Origin of the sequence: Salipiger sp., assembly GCF_048261495.1 — a bacterium.
In the GTDB taxonomy this organism is placed as follows: domain Bacteria; phylum Pseudomonadota; class Alphaproteobacteria; order Rhodobacterales; family Rhodobacteraceae; genus Salipiger.
This window is the reverse complement of the sequence record NZ_JBLXFX010000001.1, coordinates 611,918-626,704: the sequence shown is the minus strand read 5'-3', so window position 1 is coordinate 626,704 and position 14,787 is coordinate 611,918. Positions and strand designations below refer to the sequence as shown.

16 protein-coding genes are annotated in these 14,787 nt (G+C 67.0%); 6 read left to right on the top strand and 10 right to left on the bottom strand.

Annotated elements, in window-relative coordinates:
* Positions 1-16: 16 nt before the first annotated feature.
* From trmD to ACN0RJ_RS02885, 4 genes are all read left to right on the top strand, one after another.
* Complete coding sequence (gene trmD, locus ACN0RJ_RS02900) at positions 17-811, top strand: tRNA (guanosine(37)-N1)-methyltransferase TrmD (protein WP_417718440.1); 795 nt, start codon at positions 17-19, stop codon at positions 809-811.
* 304 nt (positions 812-1,115) lie between these two features.
* Positions 1,116-1,499 (top strand): 50S ribosomal protein L19, encoded by a 384-nt coding sequence (gene rplS / locus ACN0RJ_RS02895; RefSeq protein ID WP_417718441.1) that lies wholly within the window; start codon positions 1,116-1,118, stop codon positions 1,497-1,499.
* Between the two features lie 11 nt (positions 1,500-1,510).
* Positions 1,511-1,732, top strand: a complete 222-nt coding sequence (rpmE, locus tag ACN0RJ_RS02890) for a 50S ribosomal protein L31 (RefSeq protein WP_417718442.1) — start codon at positions 1,511-1,513, stop codon at positions 1,730-1,732.
* 225 nt (positions 1,733-1,957) lie between these two features.
* Positions 1,958-3,721, top strand: a complete 1,764-nt coding sequence (locus tag ACN0RJ_RS02885) for a SulP family inorganic anion transporter (protein ID WP_417723357.1) — start codon at positions 1,958-1,960, stop codon at positions 3,719-3,721.
* Here ACN0RJ_RS02885 and ACN0RJ_RS02880 read toward each other — a convergent pair.
* The 3 genes from ACN0RJ_RS02880 to ACN0RJ_RS02870 all read right to left on the bottom strand — a co-directional run bounded on the left by ACN0RJ_RS02880 (position 3,668) and on the right by ACN0RJ_RS02870 (position 7,349).
* A complete protein-coding gene (locus ACN0RJ_RS02880) occupies positions 3,668-4,387 on the bottom strand; it encodes a metallophosphoesterase family protein (protein WP_417718444.1) in 720 nt (239 codons plus the stop codon). The genes ACN0RJ_RS02885 and ACN0RJ_RS02880 overlap by 54 nt on opposite strands.
* 136 nt (positions 4,388-4,523) lie before the next feature.
* Positions 4,524-6,119: a phosphoglycerate dehydrogenase gene (gene serA / locus ACN0RJ_RS02875; RefSeq protein ID WP_417718445.1), complete on the bottom strand. Its 1,596-nt coding sequence runs from the start codon at positions 6,117-6,119 to the stop codon at positions 4,524-4,526.
* Between the two features lie 75 nt (positions 6,120-6,194).
* Positions 6,195-7,349: a phosphoserine transaminase gene (locus ACN0RJ_RS02870; RefSeq protein ID WP_417723356.1), complete on the bottom strand. Its 1,155-nt coding sequence runs from the start codon at positions 7,347-7,349 to the stop codon at positions 6,195-6,197.
* A 290-nt stretch (positions 7,350-7,639) separates the two neighbouring features.
* Between ACN0RJ_RS02870 and ACN0RJ_RS02865 the strand changes: the two genes are divergently transcribed.
* Complete coding sequence (locus ACN0RJ_RS02865) at positions 7,640-7,981, top strand: DUF2794 domain-containing protein (protein WP_417718447.1); 342 nt, start codon at positions 7,640-7,642, stop codon at positions 7,979-7,981.
* A 45-nt stretch (positions 7,982-8,026) separates the two neighbouring features.
* On the opposite strand, the gene speB is transcribed toward ACN0RJ_RS02865, so the two are convergent.
* From speB to ACN0RJ_RS02845, 4 genes are read right to left on the bottom strand one after another with little or no spacing between them, the layout of a single operon-like run.
* Positions 8,027-8,989 carry an agmatinase gene (speB, locus tag ACN0RJ_RS02860; protein ID WP_417723355.1) on the bottom strand — a complete coding sequence of 321 codons (963 nt, stop codon included), beginning with the start codon at positions 8,987-8,989 and terminating at the stop codon, positions 8,027-8,029.
* An 18-nt stretch (positions 8,990-9,007) separates the two neighbouring features.
* Positions 9,008-9,859: an NlpC/P60 family protein gene (locus ACN0RJ_RS02855; RefSeq protein ID WP_417723354.1), complete on the bottom strand. Its 852-nt coding sequence runs from the start codon at positions 9,857-9,859 to the stop codon at positions 9,008-9,010.
* Positions 9,856-11,244: a leucyl aminopeptidase family protein gene (locus tag ACN0RJ_RS02850; protein ID WP_417723353.1), complete on the bottom strand. Its 1,389-nt coding sequence runs from the start codon at positions 11,242-11,244 to the stop codon at positions 9,856-9,858. Before ACN0RJ_RS02850 ends, ACN0RJ_RS02855 begins: the two co-directional genes overlap by 4 nt.
* Positions 11,245-11,304: 60 nt before the next feature.
* Positions 11,305-11,685 carry a hypothetical protein gene (locus ACN0RJ_RS02845; RefSeq protein ID WP_417723352.1) on the bottom strand — a complete coding sequence of 127 codons (381 nt, stop codon included), beginning with the start codon at positions 11,683-11,685 and terminating at the stop codon, positions 11,305-11,307.
* A gap of 149 nt (positions 11,686-11,834) precedes the next feature.
* Between ACN0RJ_RS02845 and ACN0RJ_RS02840 the strand changes: the two genes are divergently transcribed.
* A complete protein-coding gene (locus tag ACN0RJ_RS02840) occupies positions 11,835-12,482 on the top strand; it encodes a carbonic anhydrase (RefSeq protein ID WP_417718452.1) in 648 nt (215 codons plus the stop codon).
* Between the two features lie 9 nt (positions 12,483-12,491).
* On the opposite strand, the gene ACN0RJ_RS02835 is transcribed toward ACN0RJ_RS02840, so the two are convergent.
* The 3 genes from ACN0RJ_RS02835 to ACN0RJ_RS02825 all read right to left on the bottom strand — a co-directional run bounded on the left by ACN0RJ_RS02835 (position 12,492) and on the right by ACN0RJ_RS02825 (position 14,540).
* Positions 12,492-12,824 carry a hypothetical protein gene (locus ACN0RJ_RS02835; RefSeq protein ID WP_417718453.1) on the bottom strand — a complete coding sequence of 111 codons (333 nt, stop codon included), beginning with the start codon at positions 12,822-12,824 and terminating at the stop codon, positions 12,492-12,494.
* A gap of 325 nt (positions 12,825-13,149) precedes the next feature.
* The gene (locus ACN0RJ_RS02830) at positions 13,150-13,293 is read right to left on the bottom strand and encodes a hypothetical protein (RefSeq protein WP_417718454.1); all 144 of its coding nucleotides are present in this window, start codon (positions 13,291-13,293) and stop codon (positions 13,150-13,152) included.
* Between the two features lie 224 nt (positions 13,294-13,517).
* A complete protein-coding gene (locus ACN0RJ_RS02825) occupies positions 13,518-14,540 on the bottom strand; it encodes an aspartate-semialdehyde dehydrogenase (RefSeq protein ID WP_417718455.1) in 1,023 nt (340 codons plus the stop codon).
* Positions 14,541-14,787: the final 247 nt, after the last annotated feature.

The following is a 14,787-nucleotide window of genomic DNA, read 5'->3' as shown; positions in this document are numbered from 1 at the left end:
CGGCTAGGAGGGCGGCATGAGCAACCCGCCCCGTTCCCACGGCCGCATGGCCATCCGCCCCAGCCTGAAACCGCGCGAACTGATGACGCCGCAGCCTGACCTGGCACGGGCCTGGACCGCGCAGGTCATCACCCTGTTCCCCGAGGCCTTTCCCGGCGTGCTCGGCCTGTCGCTGACCGGGCGCGCGTTGCAGGACGGCCTGTGGCAGCTCGACCCCATCGCGCTGCGCGACTTCGGCGAGGGCCGGCACCGCAACGTCGACGACACCCCCGCCGGGGGCGGCGCGGGCATGGTGCTGCGCGCCGACGTGATGGGCCGCGCGCTGGATGCGGCGCGCCAGCGGATCGACCCGCTGGCCCCCATCGTCTACCTCTCGCCGCGCGGTCCGCGCTTCGATCAGGCGATGGCGCGCGATCTTGCGGCGCGTCCCGGCGTCACGATGATCTGCGGCCGGTTCGAGGGGCTCGACCAGCGGGTGCTGGAACAGTACGGCGTCGCCGAAATCTCGCTCGGGGATTTCGTGCTGACCGGCGGAGAGCTGGCGGCACAGGCGGTTCTGGATGCCACGGTGCGGCTGATTCCCGGCGTGCTCGGGAATGCCGCCTCGACCGAAGAGGAAAGCTTTTCCAACGGCTTGCTGGAACACCCGCAATATACCAAGCCCGCCGAATGGCGCGGCCGCGCGATCCCCGAGGTGCTGCTTTCCGGCAACCACGCCGCCATCGCGACCTGGCGGCGGACGCAGTCCGAAGAGCTGACCCGCGCGCGGCGACCCGACCTCTGGGCGGCGCACGAAGCCTCGGGCGACTGACCGGCGCCCTCCGCCCCCGCCGATCTGGTGCGGGGGCCCGTTTTTTCCTTGATCGGCAGGGCGCTGCGACATATACGGCGCGGGTCCGGGCGCTCTGATCGAGTCGCGCGGGCATACCTGCATGGTCGGGCCCGCTCCTTCGGCGCGGCAAGACGGCCGGGCAGGCACAGACGACAGAAAAGCTGAACCGAACCTCCCGCGGGCGCCACGGACCCTTCCGGCGCGGACCCGATCGAAGACGCGGAGCTCTGGGCGCACGAGACATCTTCGCGGAGCAACCGCGAGTCATATAGGAGACGATCACATGAATCTGATCGCACAGCTGGAGGCGGAACAGATTGCCGCCCTGGGTAAGACCATCCCCGACTTCAAGCCCGGCGACACCGTTCGCGTCGGCTACAAGGTGACCGAAGGCACCCGCACCCGTGTGCAGAACTACGAAGGCGTCTGCATCAGCCGCAAGAACGGCAAGGGTATCGCGGGTTCGTTCACCGTCCGCAAGATTTCCTTCGGTGAAGGCGTGGAGCGCGTGTTCCCGCTCTATTCGACCAACATCGACACCATCGAGGTGGTGCGCCGCGGCAAGGTCCGTCGCGCCAAGCTGTACTACCTCCGCGCGCGTCGCGGCAAATCTGCCCGCATCGCCGAAGTCACCAACTACAAGCCCCTCGCGGGCACGGACGCATAAGGAGCCGAGCGATGAAAAAGGGCATCCACCCCGATTACCACGTCATCGACGTCAAGATGACCGACGGCACCACCTTCCAGACCCGCACCACCTGGGGCAAGGAAGGCGACAGCATGCAGCTTGACATCGACCCGACGGTGCACCCGGCCTGGACCGGCGGCTCGTCCCGCCTGCTCGACGCCGGCGGCCGCGTGTCGAAGTTCAAGAAGAAATACGAAGGCCTGGGCTTCTGAACCCTCGCCCGTTTCGACGACTTGCGCCGCCCCTCGGGGCGGCGTTTTTCGTTCTCCCGGTGACTGCCGCGACCCGGATGCACCGAAGACGGGCCGGGCCGAAGGCGATCGGGGGCGCGATTTGCCCCCGGCCCCGGTTTTACCCTTTCACAAATTCTACATTGTGAATATATAGGGCCTCGGGCGGCCCTTCCCTGCCGCCGGATCGAGCGAACGGACCTTTCCATGCCCCTCTCCCGCGCGACGCTTGCGACCTATCTGCCGATCCTGACATGGGCCCGGAGCTACGACCGGGACATCGCAACCTCGGATCTCGTGGCGGCGGTGATCGTGACGGTCATGCTGATCCCGCAATCCCTGGCCTATGCGCTGCTCGCGGGACTCCCGGCCGAGATGGGGCTCTATGCCTCGATCCTGCCGCTGGTGGCCTATGCGATCTTCGGCACCTCGCGGGCGCTGGCGGTCGGGCCGGTGGCGGTGGTGTCGCTGATGACCGCCGCCGCCGTCGGGCAGCTAGGCCTGACGGAGCCCGCGCAGATCGCGCAGGCGGCGGTGACGCTGGCCTTCATCTCGGGCCTGTTCCTCGTGCTGCTGGGCGTGTCGAAACTGGGCTTTCTCGCCAATTTCCTGAGCCACCCGGTCATCGCCGGGTTCATCACCGCGTCCGGCGTGCTGATCGCCGCCTCGCAGCTCAAGCATCTGCTCGGGGTCGGGGCGTCGGGCCACACGCTGCTGGAGATGCTGATTTCCCTCGGCGAGCACCTCACCGAAACCAACCTCATCACGCTTGCCATCGGGGGCGCGACGCTGGCCTTCCTGTTCTGGGTGAGGACGGGGCTGAAGCCGCTGCTGCTGCGGTCCGGGCTGGGGCCGCGCATGACCGATGTGCTGGCCAAGGCCGGGCCGGTGGCCGCCGTCGCCGTGACGACGCTGCTGGCCCGCGCCTTCGATCTCGGGGCGCACGGGGTGAAGCTGGTGGGCGACATCCCGTCGGGCCTGCCGCCGTTGTCCGCGCCCTCGTTCAGCCCGGAGATGTGGTCGGCCCTGCTGATGCCCGCGATCCTGATTTCGGTCATCGGCTTCGTCGAATCGGTTTCGGTCGCGCAGACGCTGGCGGCGAAGCGGCGCCAGCGCATCGACCCGGACCAGGAGCTGATCGGACTCGGTGCGTCGAACGTGGCCTCGGCGCTCTCGGGCGGCTTTCCGGTGACCGGCGGCTTTTCCCGTTCGGTGGTGAATTTCGACGCGGGCGCCGAAACCCCCGCCGCCGGGGCCTTTACCGCGGTGGGAATCGGCCTCGCCACGCTGCTGCTGACGCCGCTGCTCTACTTCCTGCCCAACGCGACGCTGGCCGCGACGATCATCGTGGCCGTGCTGAGCCTCGTGGACTTTTCGATCCTCGGAAAGACATGGCGCTATTCGATGGTGGATTTCGCCGCCGTCACCGCGACCATCGTCCTGACCCTGCTGGTGGGGGTCGAGGTCGGGGTGACCGCCGGGGTGCTGCTGTCGATCTTCCTGCATCTCTACAAGACGTCGAAACCGCATGTGGCCGAGGTCGGTCTCGTCCCCGGCACCCACCATTTCCGCAACATCCTGCGCCACAGGGTCGAAACCCGGCCCGAGATCGTGACGCTGCGCGTGGACGAGAGCCTCTATTTCGTCAACGCCCGGTTTCTGGAGGATTACGTGCTGAACCGAGTTGCCGCCTCGCCCGAACTGCGCCACGTCATCCTGATGTTCCCCGCGGTGAACGAGGTCGACATGAGCGCGCTGGAGACGCTGGAGGAGATCAACCGCCGGTTGGCGGAGCTGAACATCCAGCTGCACCTGACCGAGGTGAAGGGCCCGGTGATGGACCGGCTCAAGCGGTCGCATTTCCTCGACGAGCTGAGCGGCCGGGTGTTCCTTGCGCAATACGATGCCTGGTGCGCGCTAGAGGCGGCTGCGCCCCTCGGGACCGAGCAGAAAGACCTCGCCGCCCAGTAGCAGCGCGGGGCGCAGCGCGCGTCCGTACCCCGCCCCGCCGTCGAGGTTCAGGCGGTTGGGATAAAGTTGCGGCTGGTCGAGCGCGGTATGGCCGTGCACCACCAGCCTGCCCCAGTCGCCCTCGAAATCGAGGAAGGGGCCGCGAATCCAGACGAGGTCGTCCTCGACCTGGTCTTCGAGCGCGACGCCGGGGCGCAGGCCCGCATGCACGAAGATCTGATCGTCGGTTTCGTGGTAGCGCGGCAGGGCGGCGATCCAGTCGCGATGCGCCTGCGGAATGGCGTCGAGCGCATCGTCGCGGATGTCGCGGCGCGAGCGGCGTTCGTCCACGTCCACCCCGTAGGAGGCCAGCGTCCGCGCCCCGCCGAGCGGCGGTTCGGTCCAGTAGATCGGACGCGACGGCGCGGAATCGATGTAGTCGGGATCTTCGAGGAACCGCAGCACGTAGCGGTCGTGGTTGCCCATGAGGCAGGTCCATGGCTTGCCCTCGGCCTGACCCTGCATCAGCGTTTCGATCACCGCGCGGGATTTCGGCCCCCGGTCCACGTAATCGCCGACGAAGACGACCGGACAATCCTGCCCGCCGTCCCGTTCGATGTACTTGAGCACCTTGTGCAGCTGGTCGACATGGCCGTGGATATCGCCAACGGCATAGATCGGAGTCATGGCCCACCCTCTTTTCCCTGCCTCTTGATGACGGCAGCCGCGCCGGGGCACAACCCGTCGCGGCGGAAAATGTTGGCGCTACCAGAGGTGAGGGCGCGGGGCGGGCGGCGCATTGTGCACCGCCCGCCCCGGATCGTCAGGCGACGTCGAATTCCAGCGGTTTCACCTGCTGGAACAGGCCGGTGTCCTTCAGCGCGGTGATGACATCCGCGCCGATGGCTTCGTCGAGATAGGCGATGGCGATCGCCTCGCCGCCCTGTGCCGAACGGCCCAGGGTGAAGTTCGCGAGGTTGACCTTGTGATCGCCGAGCATGGTGCCGAGCTTGCCGATGATGCCGGGGACGTCGTTGTTGGTGGTGTAGAGCATGTGCCCGCCCACCTCGGCGTCGATGTTGATCCCCTTGATCTGGATGAAGCGCGGCTTGCCGTCGCTGAATACCGTGCCCGCGATCGACCGTTCGCGGGTGTCGGTGACCATGGTGATCTTGATGTAGCCCTCGAACACGCCGGCCTGCTCCTGGCTGGTGGTCGAGATCCGGATGCCGCGTTCCTTGGCGATGACCGGCGCCGAGACCATGTTCACCTCGGGCGAGATCGACTTCATGATGCCCGCGATGGCCGAACAGTTCAGCGCTTCGAGGTTCATGGTGGCGGCCTGGCCGTCATAGAGCACGTTGATCGCCTTGATCGGCTCGTCGGTCATCTGGCCGATGAAGTTGCCGAGATGACCGGCAAGCTTGATCCACGGGCCCATGACCTTCGCTTCCTCGGCGGTGACCGACGGCATGTTCAGCGCGTTCTCGACGGCGCCGGTCAGCAGGTAGTTGGCCATCTGGTCGGCCACCTGCAGCGCGACGTTCTCCTGCGCTTCCGAGGTCGAGGCGCCGAGGTGCGGCGTGCAGACCACGTTGGGCAGGCCGAACAGCGGGTTCTCGGTGGCGGGTTCCTCGGAGAAGACGTCGAAGGCGGCACCGGCGACATGGCCCGACTTGATCAGCTCGGCCAGCGCGGCCTCGTCCACCAGACCGCCGCGGGCGCAGTTGATGATCCGCACGCCCTTTTTCGTCTTGGCGAGGTTCTGCGCCGAGAGGATGTTGCGGGTTCCGTCGGTCAGCGGCACGTGCAGGGTGATGAAATCGGCCCGCTTGAGCAGGTCGTCGAGTTCGACCTTCTCCACATGCATCTGCTCGGCCTTTTCCTCGGAGAGGAAGGGATCGAACGCCACGACCTTCATCTTGAGCCCGACGGCACGGTTGCAGACGATGCCGCCGATGTTGCCCGCGCCGATCACGCCGAGGGTCTTGCCGGTCAGTTCGACCCCCATGAAGCGCGACTTCTCCCACTTGCCGGCCTGGGTCGAGGCGTCGGCGGCGGGGATCTGGCGGGCGACCGCGAACATCAGCGCGATGGCATGCTCGGCGGTGGTGATCATGTTGCCGAAAGGCGTGTTCATGACGATCACCCCCTTCTTGGAGGCGGCTTCCTTGTCGACGTTGTCGGTGCCGATACCGGCACGCCCCACCACCTTGAGGTTGGCGGCATGTTCGAGCAGCGACGGCGTGACCTTGGTGGCCGAGCGGATGGCGAGACCGTCATAGTTGCCGATCACGGCGGCGAGGGCGTCCTTGTCCTTGCCCAGCTCGGGGCGGAAATCGACCTCGATGCCGCGGTCCTTGAAGATCTGGATTGCGGCGTCCGACAGCTTGTCGGAAATGAGAACCTTGGGGGCCATTGGCGTGGTCCTTTTGAATACGGGGAGAGTGTCCGGGGCCGGCGGGGGCCCCGATTTCATGTCGGAAGATCGCGCTCAGGCGGTGGCGGTCTGCGCTTCGATCTCTTCTTCGAAGGCCCATTTCAGCCAGAGGGTCAGCGCCTCGACATCCGAGGATTCGACCGTCGCGCCGCACCAGATCCGCAGGCCGGCCGGGGCGTCGCGATAGGCGCCGACGTCATAGGCCGCGTCATAGGTCTCGAGCTTCTTGGCGACGGCCTTGGCAAAGGCGGCGCCGTCCTTGATCCGGGGATCGGTGAACTTGAGGCAGACGGAGGTGTTCGAGCGCGTCGCCGGGTCCTCGGCCAGGTTGGCAAGCCAGTCGTTGCGGTCGCAGAAATCCCAGAGCACCTTGGCGTTGGTGGACGCCCGCTCCATCAGCTTCGGCAGGCCGCCGATCTTCTTCGCCCAGTCGAGCGCGACGAGGTAGTCCTCGACCGCGAGCATGGAGGGCGTGTTGATCGTTTCGCCGACGAAGATGCCTTCGATCAGCTTGCCGCCCTTGGTCATGCGGAAGATCTTGGGCATGGGCCATGCGGGCACGTAGCTTTCCAGCCGCTCGACGGCGCGGGGGCTGAGGATCAGCATGCCGTGGGCCGCTTCGCCGCCCATGACCTTCTGCCAGGAGAAGGTGGTGACGTCGAGCTTGTCCCAGGGCAGATCCTGCGCGAAGGCGGCCGAGGTCGCATCGCAGATGGTGAGGCCGGCACGGTCGGCGGGGATCGCGTCGCCGTTCGGCACGCGCACGCCGGAGGTGGTGCCGTTCCAGGTGAAGACCACGTCGGTGTCGAAGTCGATCTCGGCGAAGTCGACGATCCGGCCGTAATCGGCGGTCCGGACTTCGGCGTCGATCTTGAGCTGCTTGACCACGTCGGTCACCCAACCGGCGCCGAAGCTTTCCCAGGCGACCATCGTCGCCTTGCGCTGTCCGAGCAGCGACCACATGGCCATCTCCACGGCGCCGGTATCGGACGCGGGAACGATGCCGATGCGGTAGTCGGCGGGAATGTTCAGGATCTCGCGCGTGCCGTCGATGGCGGCCTTGAGCTTGTCCTTGCCGATCTTGGCGCGATGCGAGCGCCCGAGCGCGGCATCGGCGAGCATGTCGACGGAGAAATCGGGGATCTTGGCGCAGGGGCCGGACGAAAAACGCGGATTCGCCGGGCGTGCGGTGGGGTGCTTGTGAGCCATGTAGCCTAACCTTACAGATAGATGCCCTTCGTTGGGGAAGGGTGTCCCGCTGCGGCAGATATGCCAGGCCGCGCGATCTGGCAAGCCGGATTCCGTGCATGAATTGTCGCAATCGGAGGATCGTCCCCCGGCGATGGAGCGGATCGGAAACTTCGGGACCGTCCCGGGGCGCTGCCCCGTCCGCCTTGCGGCGGACTCCCCGGGATATTTCGCGCCAGAAGATGCCGCGGGACGATCCCGGATCCGGCGAGACGCTTGATTTGCGGAGGGTTCGGGCGCAGATTCGGGGAATGAACAGCCTTACACCTTTTCCGGATCGGCGCGGCGGGGCGGATGTCGTCGCCTTTCACCGGACCGAGTTGAGCGTCATCCTTTCCCTCTACGGGCGCATGGTCGCGGCCGGAGAGTGGCGGGATTACGGGATTTCCTCGCTGCGCGACGTTGCGGTGTTCTCGGTCTTTCGACGGACCGCGGAGAATCCGCTCTACCGGATCGAGAAGCGTCCGAAGCTGCGCAACCGGCAGGGCGAATATGCCGTCATCAGCCTGGAGGGGCAGGTGCTGAAGCGCGGCCACGATCTGCGCACCGTGCTGCGGGTGCTGGAGCGCAAGCTGATCCGTCCGGTGGAGTGAGCCCCGCACCCGGCGCGGATCGCCGATGCGGGCCCCGTGGCGCGGTCAGGCGGCGTTTTCGGCCATCTTGCACAGCAGTTCGAACATGATCGTGATGCCGAGGAAGGCGGTGCCGCCCGTCGCGTCGAAGGGGGGCGAGACCTCGACAAGGTCGGCGCCGACGATGGTGACGCCGGTCAGCTCGCGCACCACCTGAAGCGCCTGCCAGGAATTGGGGCCGCCGATTTCGGGCGTCCCGGTGCCGGGGGCGAAGGTGGGGTCGACGAAGTCGATGTCGTAGCTGACATAGGTTTCGCCCGTTCCCGCGATCTCGCGGGCTTCGGCCATGACATCCGAGACTCCGCGGGCGTGGAACTCCTCGATCGTGATGATGCGGATGCCCTCGGCCTTTGCGAAGTCGCGGTCCTCGGAATCATACATCGGGCCACGAATGCCGATCTGGACCATGCGTTTCGGGTCGAGCAGGCCTTCCTCGACCGCGCGGCGGAACGGGGTGCCGTGGGTGAACATCGTGCCGCCGAAATACGAATGCCACAGGTCGGTGTGGCTGTCGAAATGGATCATGCCCAGCGGGCGTTCCCGTGCGAGCGCGCGCAGCACCGGCAGGGAGGTGAGGTGATCGCCCCCGGCGGTCAGCGGCCGCGTGCCGTTGGCCACCAGCCTGTCGTAGAAGGCGGTGATCCGGGCCATGCTGTCCTGGATGTCGGCGGGGTTGGGACCGACGTCACCAAGATCGGCGCAGGCCAGCGTCTCGAACGGGCGCATCCCGGAAACGCCGTGCTGGGCGCGCACCATGGTCGAATGGTCGCGCAACTGGCGCGGGCCGTGGCGCGGGCCGGGGCGGTTGGTGGTGCCGCCGTCCCAGGGCACGCCGACGAGGCCGACCTGCACCTCGGGGAAGCGCGGATGGTCCGGCGTCACCAGCGGCAGCCGCATGAAGGTGGCCACCCCGGCGAAGCGCGGCAGGTCCATGCCGGAGACGGGGTGAAAGAAGGGATCGCTGGACATGTCTCGGTCTCCGGTCGGTCAGGTCAGGGGAAGGCGGGCGTGACGGGTGACGGGGCCGTCGCCGTTGGCCTCGATCCGCGCAACGGCGGCCACCAGCGGTTCGAAGGCCACGGCCATGTGGTGGGCATTGGCATGGAGCAGCAGGTCCGGTCCGGCAACCCAGGCGACATGACCCTTCCAGAACAGCAGATCGCCGCGCCGGGGTTCGGTGTCCGGCGGCAGCGTGTCGCCGAGCGCGGCCTGTTGCAGGTCGCTGTCGGCGGGACAATCGCACCCGCAGAGCAGCAGCGCGCCCTGCACGAGGCCGGAACAGTCGATCCCCTGCGAGGAATTGCCGCCCCAGAGATAGGGCGTGCCGAGCAGCCGTTCGGCAACGGCAACCGGGTCCGTCGCGGTCTCTTCGAGGGGCGCGAGGTGCCGCGCGGGAACGTATCCGCTGGTGGTGTGGAGAAAGGTTTCGTCCCGCCCCGTCACCTCGACCCGCGCACCGAGGCTGAGCCAGAGCGCCTCGCGGGATTTGATGTCGGGCTGGCGGTAGGCATGGGTGGCGCGGGTGACGACGCGGTGGGTCGCGGCCATCGCCGGTTCGTCGGCAAGATCGTCGTTGACCATGTCGCTGCGCAGATAGCCGACATAGCCGTCGGCGAGGGACTGCACGAAGGACCAGCCGTCGACATCCTCGTATTCGACGACCTCGGCGCCGTGCAGGAGCTGGCGCTCGCGCCGGCCGCCCTGGCTTTCCAGCAGGTTGGCGACCGAGGGCCGGATGGTGGCGCGGCGGCCTTCGGAGAAGTGCTCGGCCTCGACCAGGCCGCGGAGATGGGCGGCGGCGACGCGGCCGTTCGCGGGCGTCAGGCGGCGGTCGCTCACAGGTCGAACACCGCGCTCAGGGCGCCGAGGATGGCGCGGGGCCCCTGCCCCAGCCCGCCCTTGGGGCAGGCGGGCGCGGCGGCCGGGTTCCAGGCGTAGATGTCGAAATGCGCGTAGCGCGGCGTTTCGGTGACGAAGCGGCGCAGGAACAGGGCCGCGGTGATGCTGCCCGCCATGCCGCCGGCGGGCGCGTTGTCGAGATCGGCGATGCCCGGCTCGATCCGGCTTTCGTAGCCGGGCCAGAACGGCATCCGCCAGAGCGGGTCGGCCATGCGCGCACCGGAGGCGGAAAGCGCCGCCGCGAGCGGTTCGTCATCGGTGTAGAAGGGCGCCAGTTCCGGGCCGACGGCGACACGGGCCGCGCCGGTGAGCGTCGCCATTGAGACGATGAGATCGGGGCGCCCCTCGTCGGCGAGGGCGAGGGCATCGGCCAGAACCAGCCGCCCCTCGGCATCGGTGTTGTTGATCTCGACCGTGAGGCCCTTGCGCGAGGTGAGGATGTCCTGCGGGCGGAAGGCATTGCCCGAGATGGCGTTTTCCGCCACCGGGATCAGCACGCGCAGTTGCAGCGGCAGGTCCAGCGCCATGATCATCCGCGCGAGGCCGAGCACGTTGGCCGCACCGCCCATGTCCTTTTTCATCAGCCCCATGGAACTGCCGGGCTTGATGTTGAGCCCGCCTGTATCGAAGACGATCCCCTTGCCGACCAGCGTCACCTTGGGGCCGGTGGTGCCGCGGGTCAGGTCGATCAGGCGCGGGGCGCGCGGGCTGGCGCGGCCGACGGCGTGGATCATCGGGAAGTTCGCGCTGAGCAGGTCGTCGCCGGTGATGACCTCGACCGAGGCGCCGAATTCCTCGGCCAGCGCGCGGGCCGCCCGTTCGAGTTCCTCCGGCCCCATGTCGGACGACGGGGTGTTGACCAGATCGCGGGTCAGCGCCTCGGACGCGGCGAGGCATTCGATGCGCGCGGCGTCGATTCCCTCCGGGGCGACAAGACGGGCAGCGTCGCGGGGCGTGCCGTGGTAGCGGGTGAAGGCATAGGAGGACAGCAACCAGCCGAGGGCCTCTTCCTCCAGCCGGTCGGGATCGGGAAAGGGCCCGGACAGCGCATAGGTGCCCACGGGAAGTTTCGCGGCGGCGGCGGCCAGGGCAAAGCGGCCGCGGCGGCGACGCTCTGCGCTGCCGTAACCGGCAAGCGCCGCGATCGGCCTGCCGTCGGGTCCGGGGATGAGCAGGGTTTCCCCGATTGCGCCCTTGAATCCGTTGCCGGCGACCCAGGCCGCCGTGCTTTCGGGCGCGGAGTCCAGCCAGCCGGCCAGCGCCTCCTGCTCGATCACGTGAAGGGGGGTGGCCCCGGATTCAGCGGCGGCAAAGGCAAAGGGCATGGCGAAGCTCCGGTTCTTGTCAGACCGGACCCTACCCCAGCGCGCCGTGCCTGCAAGGGGTCAGACCGAGAGGTCCTGCAAATCCCAGACGGCGTAGAGCGACCGCTCTCCGACCCGCGCCATGCGCGCCAGGGTGGCGGCCACCGCCACGCCATCGCCGTCCTGGATGCACTGGGCAACGTCTTCGGCCACGCGATGCAGCTTCCACATGCCGATTTCATCCGCGATCCGGCCCAGCGCCTGCGTACAGGACAGCATGTTTTCCAGATCGCCCGCGACATGAAGCCGGTCGGCCCGTCCGAGATTGTAGGCAAGTTCCTCCATCGCGCGGCAGACGGCATCCTCACCGGCGACGGGCCCCATCCGGACAAAGAGCGCGTCCAGTCGTTCCGGATCCAGCCCGGCTTTTTCGCTTGGTGCAAGCACAGCTACCCGTTTCACCACGATCGTCCTCTCGTTCTCGCCCCCACGGCCTTGCCTTGATACGGCACTCTCCTTCCCGAAACATTATACCGGAAGCATTTCTTCTCTCGAATTCCATTTGAATTCCGCGTATTGCCTTCGCAAACCATCTGACGCCGGAGAGAGTGATGCAGGCCGCACGACCGCTTCCCAATTATCTCGTCCAAAGGTTCCAGGGCTGGAAGGCGACCAGCTACGCGGAAAATCACGCGTGGTATCGGCGGCTGGCCTCCCAGGGGCAGCATCCGAGGGCGATGATCATTTCATGCTGCGACAGCCGGGTGCATGTCACGTCGATCTTCGGCGCGGACACCGGGGAATTCTTCATCCACCGCAACATCGCCAACCTCGTGCCGCCCTACCAGCCCGACGGCAACCAGCACGGGACCTCGGCCGCGGTGGAATACGCGGTGACCGCGCTCAAGGTCGCGCATGTGATCGTCATGGGGCATTCCGGCTGCGGCGGCGTGCAGGGCTGTCTCGACATGTGTTCGGGCAAGGCCCCGCAACTCGAGGAAAAGTCGAGCTTTGTCGGACGCTGGATGGATATTCTCCGCCCCGGCTACGAAAAGGTGGTCAACGCCGGACCGGCGGACATGAATACCGCGCTCGAAAAGGAATCGGTTCTGGTTTCGCTCGGCAACCTGATGACCTTTCCCTTCGTCAAGGAGGCTGTCGATTCGCAGGACCTGACGCTGCACGGCGTCTGGCACGAGATCGGCACCGGGTCGCTGCACGCCTACGATCCCAAACTCGACGAATTCGCCGAGATCTGATCGGACGGTTCAGGCGTTCAGCCGCCCTGCGTGACCATCCGGGCTGACCCGGATGCAGGGCCGGCCGAGCCGCTGCGACAGCGTCTTCAGCGGGTAGCCGACGGCGCGTCCGGTGCAGATCGGCAGTCCGGTATCGGAATTCAGCAGCAACAGCCGTCCGTCACGGAAGGCGATCTGGAACCCTTTCGCCGCGAGGGCGCGGGACAGGTCCGTCCAGCTTTTCGCCATTTCGAAGAGCGGTCCGAGAAACTGCCGCATCAGCGCGGCGGTCTCGCAGTCGAGTGCGGCTGGAAGGGACTGGGCTCCGGCCCAGCCGGCCGCATCCTGTGTCTGGATACGCATGGGGCATCTCCTTGCCAATCCCGGAAGCTTCGCCGCGGAGTCGGGCGGAATTGGGGCGATCCCGAGAGTTTTCGACAATTTGCGACTTTCACATCACATCGGAAACGAAGCCTTGTGGCTGCGTTCGCTGTCGTCACGCCCCTCCGTGCGGCACCCGGAGCGCGGGGTCGCAACGTGCCGCCGCCGGATGGGGGGATGGGCACGGGGGGCGTGGAGGGGGCGCACCGCGCGCGGGGCGGAGAGGTCCCCGGCGGTGAGGCGCCCGAGTCCGGACGTGGCGGAGAGAGGCCGGACGGACGGGCCGGTGCGCAGGCCGTGACGCGGATCAGATCAGCGTATCGAAGAACCGCAGGGCGCGCGCCACCAGACCGAAGGGCGGACGGTCGTGACGTTCGCAGATCAGAAGATCCCGCGCTGCGAGGGCGGTGATGCGGCGGCCACGGGCGATGTCGGTGAGGTCGATGGTCATGGAACGGCTCCTGGATGAACGGGTTGGCCATTCTGGCGGGGGCTGCGGCGTTTCATCCGCTGTTGGCAAAGGAGTAGCATTTGCGCCCGCTCCGGCGCCAGCGGCCCGAGGGTTAGGCCCCGCGCTCTGCCGCACAGACGGACTGACCTTTGGTATAGTCCCGCCCGCAAAAAGGGCCGAAGCTTGCGCTCCGGCCCCCTGCAATGTCGTGCCTGCGGGCAGGATCAGCCCTTTTTCAGCGCCTTCTGGCCCAGCACTTCGGCGATCTGCACCGCGTTCAGCGCCGCGCCCTTGCGCAGGTTGTCCGAGACGCACCAGAGGTTCAGACCGTTGTCGATGGTCGAATCCTGACGGATGCGGCTGATGAAGGTCGCGTAATCGCCCACGCATTCGACCGGCGTCGCGTAGCCGCCGTCCTCGCGCTTGTCGATCACCAGGATGCCGGGCGCCTCGCGCAGGATGTCGCGGGCCTCGTCCTCGTCGAGGAATTCCTCGAACTCGATGTTGATCGCCTCGGAGTGGCCGACGAAGACCGGAACGCGCACGCAGGTCGCGGTGACCTTGATGCTCGGGTCCACGATCTTCTTGGTCTCGGCCACCATCTTCCACTCTTCCTTGGTCGAGCCGTCCTCCATGAAGACGTCGATATGCGGAATCACGTTGAAGGCGATCTGCTTGGTGAACTTCTTCGCGGGCTTGTCGTCGGTCGGGTTGTAGACCGCCTTGGTCTGATCCCAGAGCTCGTCCATGCCCTCCTTGCCCGCACCGGACACCGACTGGTAGGTCGAGACGACGACGCGCTTGATCCGCGCCCGGTCATGCAGCGGCTTCAGCGCCACGACCATCTGCGCGGTCGAACAGTTCGGGTTCGCGATGATGTTCTTCTTGGTATAGCCCATCACGGCATCGGCGTTCACCTCCGGCACGATCAGAGGCACGTCCGGGTCGTAGCGGTAGAGCGACGAGTTGTCGATCACCACGCAGCCCGCCTTGGCCGCCTTCGGCGCGAATTCCTTGGTCGGGCCCGAGCCCACGGCGAACAGCGCCATGTCCCACCCGGTGAAATCGAATGTGGCGAGATCCTGGGTCTTGAGGGTCCTGTCGCCGAAGCTCACCTCGGTGCCGAGCGATCTGCGCGATGCAAGCACCGCGATCTCGTCCACCGGGAACTCGCGCTCGGCGAGGATGTTCAGCATTTCGCGGCCCACGTTGCCCGTGGCACCGGCTACGACCACTTTGTAGCCCATCTGGCACTCCTTAAGATTTTTCCGGCCCGGGACCCCTGCCCCGGGCCGGATAGCCGCGGCTCATAGCGCAGGAGAGCGCCCGAAGAAAGGGCTCAATGCGAATGATCCCGCGCCGCACCCGCCGGGCGGATGTGCGACTTTAACGGGCAGAGGCGGTACTTTTGCCGACCTGACGGGCAAAATCGGCGTGTAATCGGTGGTTTCCCGCGCATTCTCGCACCTGCAGCAATTCGAGTCTTGTCCAATG